We start from the raw sequence: 11674 nt of genomic DNA, 5'->3' as shown, positions 1-11674 counted from the left end.
TTTTTAATTAAACTGAATCAGATAAATTATGCTTTTGAACTATCTTTCATAATACGGTTCAGCCACGGCACCATGAACGCCATTATCACAGCAACAATGAAAGTGGCAGCACCGATTTTACCAAAGACATTTGTATAGATTGGCAGGGTTTGTAGTGGATCGGTGAAACCTTCTGGTGCGGCGGTAAATGCAGCTATATATCCTGCTAATATTGACGCTCCAGCTTGTGCAAGAAACCACATACCAAGAATAAAACCAGTCAGATAACGGGGAACAAACGTAGCTACCATCGCCAGACCCAATGCACTTATCATCAATTCGCCAGCACTCTGGAACATATAGATCAGTACAACAAACCATGGGGAAACTATACCGTTTGAATCGGCAAACCAGCCTGAAGCAAAGGCAGTCAGGAAGCCCAGAGAGCATAGAAACATACCAAAGGTGAATTTTGTTGGCATAGAGAAGTCTTTGCCTTGTGCGCTCCGCCGAGTATAAATCATTGCCAGAATAGGGCTAATAATTATGACCCAAATCGGATTCAGAGCCTGAAAACTCATAGGGTTGATATTAAAGCCGAAAAGTTGGCTGTGAACGTTATTAATGACAAAAAAATTGAGAGAAGTTGGCATCTGATTGTACAGGATATAGAACACAACAGCTTGAAGCATCAGGATAAAAGCCACAAACATTTTACTGCGGCCTGCACTATCTTGTTTAAATAATTGCCAGAAAAAAATGATTACAACAACGGTAGAAATCGTTGCCAAAACGATATTGGCGATAATGATGTTGTGTAATAACCATGCACAAATGCTAATCATCACTAATGTACCAATTAATACAACCAGCAAGGTTGAATAATTAAGAGGTTGATGATCAGGTCTTGAGCCAATGTCACGTATTATATGACGGCAGGAAAAATAAACTAGTAGAGCTATAAGCAAACCGATACCACAAATACTATAAATGACGGGATAGCCATATTTTTCGGCAATCACGGGAGCCAGGAAGAGAGAAACTAAAGAACCGATATTTATAGACATGTAGAAAAGGGTGAATGCGGTGTCCAAACGCGGATCATATGGTTTGTAACATTTTGACAGCAAACTGGCGGGATTAGCCTTAAAGAGTCCATTACCTACAGCGACTGTACCTAATGCATAAAAAATCAGCTCTGAGTGCATGATGGACAGGCCAATCAGAAAGTAACCTATTGCCAGTATAATGGCACCCAATACGATAGTGCGTTTTGTCCCCAATAAGTGGTCACCGATATAACCACCGATAGAAATTAGTCCATACACCAAGGCCGTAAATGCGCCAAATGTAATGAAGGATTGTGCTTCTGTGAATCCAAGCTGTTGAGTGAAATAGACAGCAAGGATGCCTTGAACACCGTAGTAACCAAATCTTTCCCATAGTTCAATAAAAAAGATCACGAAAAAGGGTTTCGGTTGATTCCATAAACCGACTGGAGCGGTTTTATTCATAGTAATTGCCTCTGTTAGCTGTCATAACGATGGACAATACATCCAGAGTTTATATTGTTTTTAACATATAAGTAACATAATGTATTGCACTGGTTGTGTTTTTGTTTAATTATTCAGAGTGATCGAAAGCGCGGGAGGTTAATATACTGGTAAAATATCTTCTCAGTGGTTGATCACACTAATACGAAAATTAATACCAGATTTGACAGAATATTCACTAAATTAATAGGAGAAATGACAAATTAGAGGTCTAAGTGTTCGTTAATAAAGCGGTTTGGTGTTTATTTATTCTTTTTTGGGGGTTCTGTGTTGAGGGTCGCCTACCTGAAAAGAATTACATGATGAATAGGTCATTAATATCAATATATTAAATTTTTGTTATGTGTTTAGTTTTGTTGTTTATTTTTCCGCGTGATAGATCTACATAAAACTGCATGTTTTTATATAAATTATCATATTTATTAAATAATAAATCAGTTGGTGAGCAGGATTGTAACTCTGCTGAAGGTTGGAAAACTGAAAAGTGGCGGGTATTAAGGTGAAAGTGAGGCTATCGAATATACGGTGAAAGAGTGAAATATAATAAACAAATTCCGCCAATCGTATTAACAAATCGGCTTACGGAACTGAAATTTATTTTTCTGGCAGCAAATATAACAATATAACCAAAGGATAATAACCATATCGCCATTATAGTCATATGGATAGAAGCAAGAGTGATGAAATTTACTACACTAATGTGCCCCGATGTTAAAAAGCCCGGTACTACAGTGAGATACAGTATTATTGCCTTTATATTCATAATATTGGCAATATAAGCATCTTTTATTGTGGCTGTTTTTGTCGATTTCTCGGTGTTTTTGTTACCGGAATAAATCCCGTTTTTTATTAAAATGCAAGAGAGATAGATGAGATAAATTGTTCCTATGATTTCTATGGAGTGCATCATAAGTGGATATTTCGTTACTATGCTGGTAATACCTAAGCCAACCAGTAACGCATGAGTATAAATTCCCAAAGCTGTTCCGGCTATGATGGAAAGCAAACCTCTTATTCCACTGTTGATTGCATTTGTCATGCCGAGGGTAAAACTTGCGCCAGGGGATAAGGCGATAGGTAATATAGTAAGGATAAAACCTAAAATATTAAAAATGTTACCTGTGCATTAGGAGTGGGAACAAATCGCCGAGCCAGTAAAAAGACACCTTGAAATATAACGGGTCAAAGCCGGTCAAGAAAGTAAAGGGCGTAGAGCCCTCATAACTAATTCAAACTTTTTGCTTCTTCAAGCAGGGATAGCCAGCGCTTTATGCATTACCTGATGAAAATCCCGCTTAAAATAAATCAGACCGTGACCTTCTTCTTTGACATTGATCTGTTTTATTTCGACCAGATAAACATTGTGAGTACCAATTTCTTGTACCTGTTTGATGTTTCCTTCCAGACTGGCGAGAGTTTCTTTCAGCATTGGCTGCCCTAATGAGCCGGTGTGCCAGATATCCCAACTGAAACGTTCTTCCATACTGGCTTCAGTCATCCCCGCGAAATGGCGAGCCAGTAGTTCTTGTTCATGATTCAGGATATTGACACATAGCTGACCATTACCCTTAAATACCTGATTCATGGCGCTGTTGCGGTTTATGCATATCATCAGAGTCGGAGGCGTATCTGTCACAGAGCATACTGCTGTTGCTGTCATACCACAATGCCCGGCTGGGCCATCCGTTGTGATGATATTCACCGCAGCGGAAAGGCTTGCCATTGCATCCCTGAAAAGCAAGCGGTGTTCATTTTCTAAAGACATCATAAGCCTCCTGCTACTGATTTATTTCAGCAGCGTATCTAATAAATTAATATCATTGTTGTTGTGTAAATGGGGTTTTTTCCAGCCATTCACATCATAATCAGAGAGGCAGTGATCCACCAGCTCAGTCATTTTTTTCATATTACCGGAACCATGCGCATGGCGCAGGCATTGTAGGCGGATTTCATCCTGACTACCGGCATAGTTGATTTCATACAATTCATGGCGTCCACCAAATTCACTGCCAATGGCATCCCACATTAATTTCAGGATTTTAATGCGTTCAACATGATCAATGCCATTAGAACCACGAACATATTTTTCAAGGTACTGACTGATTTCAGGGTTGTTCATATCCCGTACACTGGATGGCAAATAAATTAATCCACTGGTGACATTACTTTCAATGATATTTTTGATTTTTGTGTAAGCCATGGGTGCCATGACCCGATAAGTCTGTATTGCCTGTGTATCCGGCAGGTAAGCACCACCTTCCCACGGTTTTGCTTCTGCCCACATTGCATCAGTCAGCGACCAGAACAGATTTCGCCACGCCACAACTTCACCTAAATCAGCCTGAACGCCCCGAAAATCCACCACGCCAGTACATTCAAGGCTCTTTTGCAGTAATCCGGTAATAAAGTCCAGTTTAACGGCCAGACGTACACAGGCTTGCATAGGGAACAAACGGGCAAAGCCACTCTGAACGGCCCAACTGCGGGCGCGATCAAAATCGCGATAAATTAACACGTTTTCCCATGGAATTAACACCTTGTCCATCACCAGAATGGCATCATTTTCATCAAAGCGGCTGGAAAGCGGATAATCAAAAGGTGATCCGGTGGCTCCCGCAGTCAGTTCATAGGAGGCGCGGGATATTAATTTGACACCGTCAGAATCCATGGGAGCGACAAACATCAGGGCAAAATCAGGGTTATCACCAATGACTTGTGCTGAACCAAATCCGATAAAATTATAGTGAGTCAGAGCGGAATTAGTTGCCACGACTTTCGCGCCGCTGACAATAATCCCTGCATCAGTCTCTTTTTCTATCTGGATAAAAACATCTTTAACCTGATCGGCGGGTTTATGACGATCAATCGGAGGGTTGACTATTGCATGGTTAAAATAAAGTGTATTTTCCTGAATGTCTTTATACCATCTGCGGGCATTATCGGCGAACGGCCCATAAAATTCAGGATAAGCCCCCAAAGCACAACAAAATGCTGCTTTATAATCCGGCGTACGTCCCATCCAGCCATAGCTCTGGCGTGACCATTCAGCAATGGCATCACGTTGCTGGCGGATCTCATCGGGGCTGGTCGCGAAACGAAAGAATTTATGAGTATAGCCGCCATTGCCGGTATCAGTATCCCAGCAAAGAATATTATGGGTTTCGGGAACATGGAGCACATCGTATAGTTGGCTTATTGAGGCTGCTGCATTACGAAAAGCAGGGTGTGTCGTAACATCTTTAACACGTTCACCATAGATATAAATTTCCCGCCCATCCTGAAGGGAATTTAAATATTCTTTACCGGTAAAAGGGCGTTTATGAGTGGCTTGCAAATCTTCTGATCTCATGGCTACCTCATCATTCCTGAATCTCCCATTCTGATTGTTATCTTAATGGTAGATTAAGTGTTAAATAAATGTTTATTTATAAGTCTGATTGAAGCTATAGATAAAGAATATCTGAAGAGATTTTCAGAAGATTGACAGGTACTTTTCGGCAAAAACCGAATGTTTGTTACGTAATTGTGATCTGCTTTGTGTTTTGGCAATAATGATTTTTTCTGTTTACTGCAAATTACAGAAGCGTCTCCGTGGAATTGCAGGCCCATGACGGTATTGTAATATTAGTTCGCCTATAAATGGAGCATTTCTCCCGTAGTCGTAGCTTGGATAGACCTTTTGTTTGTGTTGGTAGCTGATTGGGTGAAGTAATTCCAATTTCATTATTCACATAATTAATAGCTTTCCTTGCCAAAAATAGATTATAGGGAAGCGATAACATTATTTTATCCTTCTTATTCATAGCGGTAACGTAAAACTAACGGCCCTTTAAAAGCGACTTTAGCGTCATAAAGATAGGCTGGATAAATTTTATTATCCCAAGGATCACAAATAACAACTTCACGATTCCATGTATGTGGCTCTTCTCGCTAAAAGAATATTTCTTGATAACGACATAATTATATTTCCCTGAACAAAAAATCAAAAAGGAATAATTAAATATTATTTAATAATAGTGAGATTTCAGAGTGCGTTTATATCAATGTTTTTATTCTGCTATATAAAATAGAGCGGATTTTCACCCTATCATTTCAGCTTTAATAAGGTAATTAATTACCAGATGGTTGTATATTCTTTTCCCGCCAGGCACTTGGAGAACAGCCCACAAGCCGGTTAAAAAACCGGGCGAAGTACGCCGGGTCTTTGAACCCAAGCTGATAGGCCACTTCAAATACCGGGCTGTCACTGAATAATAACAGGCGCTTAGCCTCTCGTAATTGCCGATCAAAAATCAATCTTTTGGGAGGGCGGTTAGCGAATCGGCGACACATGTCTTTCAGGCGTGATTCGGTGATCTTCAGTTTCTGGGCATATTCCGGCACAGTAAGGTGCTGTCGGTAATGCTGATCGATCAGTTGGTTAAATTGCTGAAAGAGTTTCAGCTCTCCTCTGACGCCACCGGAACGGTGATCTTCAAGGGGAATGCTGCGTAACAAGAAGGTAAACAGCGATTGTGCTAAGAAAGCCAATGATTGTTCACGACCGGCAAATTGATTAGCCGATTCACGCCCAATCAGTGCCCAGTAGTGGCTGAATACTGCCAGTTCATCCGGTTTATCGGCAATGGAAAGGCAAAAAGCCGGAATATCAACCAGCTCAGGATGTGCCGGATAAAGTGAATTCAATAGCGGGATAATCAACTCCTGACGCACAGTCAGGACATAGCCATCAGTATCTTTCTGGGTAAAAAATGCATGAGGAACAGAGGGAGGAGTCAGAATAAACAGCGGAGCTTGCACGGAATAGCGGAGATCATCCAATTGTAATTCAATCCGGCCGGTGACCAGATAGTGCAGCTGAAAAAAACCATCATGACGGTGCGCCTGCATATCACGCCCAAAAAAAGCCGCCATGCGACCAAAAGTCTGATAGTGGACATCATCTGACCCTTGAGTTTCATCATAATCCTTACTGATATCAATATTGCTGATAACTTCGCTGTTTGTCTGGCTGGTTGACATCAATTTTTTCCCTTTTAAGACTGTAATCAGAGTATTTCGCTGAGGCGTCGGAATTTGGGAACTTGCTATGATCTTGTGTGTTTCATTGGGATCAGTAAAACCATCAGTGCTCCGATAACCAGCAGCCCGGCGACGAAATAGAGACCGGAATTAAAGTTGCCGGTCTGATCTTTCAGCCATCCGATCAATAAAGGACTGACAGCAGAACCGATATTACCGGTGGCATTGATCACCGCTATTCCGATAGCCCGTGCCCGCAGGCTGATGGATTGATCCGGTGTTGTCCAGAATACCGCCATGGCAGTAAATGAGCCGGTAGATGCCATAATGATGCCTAAGAGCTGTACCAGACTGTTGTCTGTCAGTGAGGTGATGACCCAGCCCGCAGCCGCAAATAAATAAGGCAGCACGGTGTGCATTTTTCGTTCTTGCAGGCGGTCTGAACGTCGGCTCCAGTAAATCATCCCTAAAATGGTACAGAATTGAGGTATCGCTGTTAGCAGGCCAATAACGGTGTGACTGCTTCCCTGATTAAAACTCTGCATAATTTGTGGCGTCCAGATATTAATGGCGCTCAGAGTATTGGTCAGGCAGAAGTAAGCGAAGGTGTACATGAGAACAATCGGGGTGAAAAGTTCATGCCACAGGCTGGTTTTTACGTGTGAAGATTCAGGTTGCGCTAAAGAAACTTTATCATTCTCTATCATTTCCTGTAGGCATTTTTTATCCTCATCTGTCAGCCAGTTAGCTTTCGTTGGTGAATCATCCAGATAAAACCAGACAACAACACCCAGAAGAACAGAAGGAAACCCTTCCAGAAAAAACAGCCACTGCCAGCCTCGCAGATCCCAAATTCCGTCCATTTCCAGAATATAACCTGATGCCAGTGAGCCGAACGCCATTGTGACCGGCATCGCGATCATAAACAGGGCATTAGCCCGGGCACGGTAATAAGCCGGAAACCAATAAGTCAGATAAACCAGAATACCGGGAAGAAAGCCAGCTTCTGCAATACCTACCAGCATACGCAGGATATACAGGCTGGTGGGGCCGGTCGCAAACATTGTTGCAGTAGAAGCAATTCCCCACAGCACCATAATCGTGGCAATCCAGCGTCTGGCGCCCACAATACTCAGCATGATATTGCTGGGAATACCAAACGCCACATAAGTAACGTAAAACAGTGTTGCAGCTAACCCGAACATGGTCGATGTAAGACCCAGATCTTTTCCCATCGTTAAACCGGCAAAACCAATATTGATACGATCGAGAAAAGAAAATATGAACAGAACAAACAGAAACAGGATCAAACGGCGAAATAATTTATTGATAACATTTTGCTGCTGTACGGTGAGATTTTTATGTGAATAAGCGGGTTCACCGGGCTTCTGCATGGCTTCAGGCGAGCTGCTCATAGCTGTTACCTTTTTATTAATATGCAGCGTTGGATAAAGGCGATTCGTTGTTTTCCAGTCCCTTGCCAAAATGTGTCGCCAATGCATTAACTGCGCCGGTCAGGAGTATGATATCAACTCCAACAGCAATAAACTGCACACCGAGATCCAGATAATGTTCTGCCGCTTCAATATTGGTCATCAGTATTCCGGCAGCTTTGCCTGCTGTAGTAATTTGTCTGATGGCCTGCTCGATAGCCGCTTTAACTTCTGGGTGCTGGGGATTGCCGTGGTATCCCATATCTGTACTGAGATCAGCGGGGCCGATAAATACACCATCAACACCATCAACAGTCAGAATTTCTGACAAATTATTTAAAGCCTCACGGGTTTCTACCTGAATCAAGACGCATATTTCTTCATTGGCGCGAGTCAGATAATCAGGGATACGATTCCAGCGGGAAGCTCTTGCCAATGCACTGCCTACTCCCCGAATGCCTTCAGGCGGATAACGGGTTGCCCGTACAGCTTCACGTGCCTGCTCAGCATTCTGAATCATCGGTATCAGCAGGGTCTGAGCGCCGATATCCAGTAGCTGTTTAATAATAACCGGATCGTTCCACGGTGGACGAACAACCGGCTGGCTAGGGTAGGAAGCAATAGCCTGTAACTGATTCAGGATAGAGGAAATATCATTGGGGGCATGCTCGCCATCAATCAGCAGCCAGTCAAAACCTGTTCCTGCCAGAATTTCAGCACTATATGAACTGCAAAGCCCGAGCCATAAACCGATTTGTGGTTGCCCCGATTGCAGGGCCTGTTTGAATCTATTTGTCAGCTGATCCATGATTGCACCTTATGCTCTGATTTTTAATTAAGTTTTTAATTCATTTTTATACCAAACTGATTTTTAAACAAAATAACAACTGACTGAACCTAGTACGCCATAATCCACGTGAAATGTATCACCTTTACGGGCGGCAACCGGTCGGGTGAAAGAGCCACTCAGTATGATCTGGCCCGCTTCAAGCTGGACACCGTGTGGTGCCAGTTTATTAGCAAGCCACGCAACACCACTGGCGGGATGGTCAAGTACGGCAGCCGCTACGCCGGATTCTTCAACCACACCATTGCGATAGAGCAGGGCGCTGACCCATCTTAAATCCAGCTCGTGTGGTTTGATGGGGCGTCCTCCCATAATGACGCCCCCGTTTGCTGCATTATCAGAAATCGTATCCACGACTTTACGCGGGCGCCGGGTGTCAGGATCGATGTTATGACAACGGGCATCGATCAGTTCCAGTGCCGGAATAACGTAATCTGTCGCATTGTAAACATCAAACAGTGTACAGTCCGGGCCTTGCAGCGGTTTTGCCAGTACAAAAGCCAGTTCCACCTCAATGCGGGGAACAATAAAACGTTCGCAGGGAATATGACAGCCGCTCTGAAAAAACATATCATCCAGCAGTGCACCATAGTCCGGTTCATCAATTTGCGAACTGATCTGCATGGCTCTGGAAGTCAGGCCGATTTTATGCCCTTTAAGTAACCGTCCTTCCGCTGTTTTCATGCTGACCCACTCACGCTGAATGGCATAAGCATCCTCAATGGTTATTTGCGGATAATCCAGTGAGATCTGACGGATCTGTTTACGGTCTTTCTCTGCCTGATATAAGCGGCGAGCAACCTGTGATACGACTTCTTTCTGTAGCATATGTGTGAAACTCCTTTGGGTTATAATCCTCCAAAACAGAGGTATTTCACTTCCAGATAATCTTCTATGCCGTAACGCGAACCCTCACGCCCCAGACCAGACTGTTTTATACCGCCGAACGGCACAGCCTCGTTGGAAATCAGCCCTTCATTAATACCGACCATGCCGCTTTCCAGTGCTTCTGCTACCCGGTAAATCCTGCCGATATCGCGGGAATAAAAATAGGCCGCCAGCCCGAACTCTGTGCTGTTGGCAATACGGATAGCCTCTTCTTCATCACGGAATTTGAACAGGGGAGCCAGAGGGCCGAATGTTTCTTCATGGGCGACTTGCATTGTTTCATCAATATCAGCCAGTACGGTTGGTTCAAAGAACAGACCACCCAGCTTGTGGGATTTTCCTCCGGTCAGAATCCGCGCGCCACGGGAAACAGCATCACTGATATGAGACTGAACTTTATCCACAGCCGCCTGATTAATCAGAGGCCCCTGCTGTGATGAACTATCACTGGCAGGCCCGACCTGAAGTTGTTTAGCGGCCTGAGCCAGACGTTCAGCAAACTCCTCGTAAATACTTTCCTGCACCAATATCCGGTTTGCGCAGATACAAGTCTGCCCGCTGTTACGGAATTTTGCTGCCATTGCGCCTTTAACTGCGGCATCTAAATCGGCATCATCAAAGACAATAAAAGGTGCATTACCACCTAATTCAAGAGAGAGTTTTTTTACCGTATTGGCGCTTTGTGCCATGAGTAACTGCCCTACACGGGTTGATCCGGTAAAAGAGAGTTTGCGCACGATAGGGCTTGAAGTCAGCACTTCCCCAATTGCTTTGGCATCCATCCCGGTGACAATATTGAAAACACCCGCCGGGACGCCCGCCAGCTCAGCCAGAGCTGCCAGAGCTAATGCGGAAAGCGGAGTCTCTGCGGCAGGTTTCAGGACGACAGTACAACCTGCGGCCAGTGCCGGGCTGACTTTGCGGGTAATCATCGCATTGGGAAAATTCCAAGGTGTAATTGCAGCAACTACGCCGATCGGCTGCTTTATAGTCGATGTGCGGTAACCCGGCGCTGGTGAGGGGATAGTTTCGCCATAAACCCGTTTACCTTCTTCCGCAAACCATTCGATAAAACTGGCACCATAGGCAATTTCACCCATCGCTTCTGTATGGGATTTTCCTTGTTCGATACTCAGGAGCTCGGCCAGTGTTTTCTGGTTATCGATGACCAGATTGAACCATTGTCGGAGTATTCTGCTGCGCTGCTTAGCAGTCATGGCACGCCATGCAGGAAGTGCTTTTTCAGCGGCTTCAATAGCGCGCAGAGTTTCTGCTGCTCCCATATCACTGACATTGGCGATGATGTCACCATTAGCCGGATTGGTCACGGCAAAGGTAGCCTTATTGTCTGCATCAAGCCATTTCCCGTTAATATAACCCTGCTGGCGTAGTAATAAGGTATCAAGTAATAAAGCATCAGGATGGTTTGTCATGGTTTCCCTCTTCATTTAACAAAAATGTGAACTCAACTTTTTTTGTACTTCAATCACTCTGAATTTCAGGTTCAGAAACACAGAATTTCATAAACGTAGAATTATGACACTCATAATGTCTTAACTTTTGTCTTAAACAGCTTATGAACATTATTGGATTTATAATTCAGTATTGGATCAAGTTCTTCCATTGTAAAAGAGAGGCCAAGATAACGCTGTGTCATTAGATCAGCAAAATGGGTTTTTATGAGCGAAAACAGCATCTCCCCGACTTTCTGGCAATCGTCTTTGCTGCGTCCAGCACCGATTTTCAGCGTCATATGAACAAAAGCATAATCCTGTTTTCCATCTGCCATTTGCCACGTATCCAGCCAAATAGCCCGGCTGCGGATCCCGCCCAGCGGAAAAATGCCGGTATCGGCAAGCGCTTGATTCACTTTCGCAAACAGTTCCGGTAAATGGGCTTCTTTGCGGATATTTTCGGTACATTCAGCATAAAAATGTGGCATGGTTCACTCC

The 11674-nt window shown here is 43.7% G+C and carries 10 protein-coding genes; all 10 read right to left on the bottom strand.

Annotation, left to right across the window (positions count from 1 at the left end; genetic code table 11):
• Positions 1-26 precede the first annotated feature (26 nt).
• On the bottom strand, positions 27-1493 hold the full coding sequence (gene dtpB, locus Xinn_RS10250; RefSeq protein WP_086955820.1) for a dipeptide/tripeptide permease DtpB: 1467 nt from the start codon (positions 1491-1493) through the stop codon (positions 27-29).
• Positions 1494-2043: 550 nt separating this feature from the next.
• The gene (locus Xinn_RS10245) at positions 2044-2607 is read right to left on the bottom strand and encodes a LysE family translocator (RefSeq protein ID WP_280176142.1); all 564 of its coding nucleotides are present in this window, start codon (positions 2605-2607) and stop codon (positions 2044-2046) included.
• 171 nt (positions 2608-2778) lie between these two features.
• Positions 2779-3297 carry a 4-hydroxyphenylacetate 3-monooxygenase, reductase component gene (gene hpaC / locus Xinn_RS10240; RefSeq protein WP_086955824.1) on the bottom strand — a complete coding sequence of 173 codons (519 nt, stop codon included), beginning with the start codon at positions 3295-3297 and terminating at the stop codon, positions 2779-2781.
• Between the two features lie 21 nt (positions 3298-3318).
• On the bottom strand, positions 3319-4881 hold the full coding sequence (hpaB, locus tag Xinn_RS10235) for a 4-hydroxyphenylacetate 3-monooxygenase, oxygenase component (RefSeq protein ID WP_086955826.1): 1563 nt from the start codon (positions 4879-4881) through the stop codon (positions 3319-3321).
• A gap of 761 nt (positions 4882-5642) precedes the next feature.
• Positions 5643-6554: a 4-hydroxyphenylacetate catabolism regulatory protein HpaA gene (gene hpaA, locus Xinn_RS10230; protein WP_086955828.1), complete on the bottom strand. Its 912-nt coding sequence runs from the start codon at positions 6552-6554 to the stop codon at positions 5643-5645.
• 65 nt (positions 6555-6619) lie between these two features.
• Complete coding sequence (hpaX, locus tag Xinn_RS10225; protein ID WP_086955830.1) at positions 6620-7969, bottom strand: 4-hydroxyphenylacetate permease; 1350 nt, start codon at positions 7967-7969, stop codon at positions 6620-6622.
• A 16-nt stretch (positions 7970-7985) separates the two neighbouring features.
• Positions 7986-8795, bottom strand: a complete 810-nt coding sequence (gene hpaI, locus Xinn_RS10220; RefSeq protein WP_086955832.1) for a 4-hydroxy-2-oxoheptanedioate aldolase — start codon at positions 8793-8795, stop codon at positions 7986-7988.
• 63 nt (positions 8796-8858) lie between these two features.
• Entirely contained in the window at positions 8859-9662 is an 804-nt protein-coding gene (gene hpaH / locus Xinn_RS10215; RefSeq protein WP_086955834.1) for a 2-oxo-hept-4-ene-1,7-dioate hydratase, read from the bottom strand.
• A 20-nt stretch (positions 9663-9682) separates the two neighbouring features.
• A complete protein-coding gene (locus tag Xinn_RS10210) occupies positions 9683-11155 on the bottom strand; it encodes an NAD-dependent succinate-semialdehyde dehydrogenase (protein ID WP_086955836.1) in 1473 nt (490 codons plus the stop codon).
• 110 nt (positions 11156-11265) lie between these two features.
• Positions 11266-11664 carry a 5-carboxymethyl-2-hydroxymuconate Delta-isomerase gene (locus Xinn_RS10205; RefSeq protein ID WP_086955838.1) on the bottom strand — a complete coding sequence of 133 codons (399 nt, stop codon included), beginning with the start codon at positions 11662-11664 and terminating at the stop codon, positions 11266-11268.
• Between the last annotated feature and the right edge of the window lie 10 nt (positions 11665-11674).

The sequence above is a fragment of the Xenorhabdus innexi genome (assembly GCF_002632485.1).
Classification (GTDB): Bacteria; Pseudomonadota; Gammaproteobacteria; order Enterobacterales; family Enterobacteriaceae; genus Xenorhabdus; species Xenorhabdus innexi.
The sequence above is the reverse complement of the archived record's forward strand: the minus strand, read 5'-3'. Positions and strand labels throughout refer to the sequence as shown.

What these genes read in the sequence shown, in the direction of transcription:
- dtpB (WP_086955820.1), bottom strand. Translation starts at nt 1,493, where the DNA reads ATGAATAAAACCGCTCCAGTCGGTTTATGGAATCAACCGAAACCCTTT.
- hpaC (WP_086955824.1), bottom strand. Translation starts at nt 3,297, where the DNA reads ATGTCTTTAGAAAATGAACACCGCTTGCTTTTCAGGGATGCAATGGCA.
- hpaB (WP_086955826.1), bottom strand. Translation starts at nt 4,881, where the DNA reads ATGAGATCAGAAGATTTGCAAGCCACTCATAAACGCCCTTTTACCGGT.
- hpaA (WP_086955828.1), bottom strand. Translation starts at nt 6,554, where the DNA reads ATGTCAACCAGCCAGACAAACAGCGAAGTTATCAGCAATATTGATATC.
- hpaX (WP_086955830.1), bottom strand. Translation starts at nt 7,969, where the DNA reads ATGAGCAGCTCGCCTGAAGCCATGCAGAAGCCCGGTGAACCCGCTTAT.
- hpaI (WP_086955832.1), bottom strand. Translation starts at nt 8,795, where the DNA reads ATGGATCAGCTGACAAATAGATTCAAACAGGCCCTGCAATCGGGGCAA.
- hpaH (WP_086955834.1), bottom strand. Translation starts at nt 9,662, where the DNA reads ATGCTACAGAAAGAAGTCGTATCACAGGTTGCTCGCCGCTTATATCAG.
- Xinn_RS10210 (WP_086955836.1), bottom strand. Translation starts at nt 11,155, where the DNA reads ATGACAAACCATCCTGATGCTTTATTACTTGATACCTTATTACTACGC.
- Xinn_RS10205 (WP_086955838.1), bottom strand. Translation starts at nt 11,664, where the DNA reads ATGCCACATTTTTATGCTGAATGTACCGAAAATATCCGCAAAGAAGCC.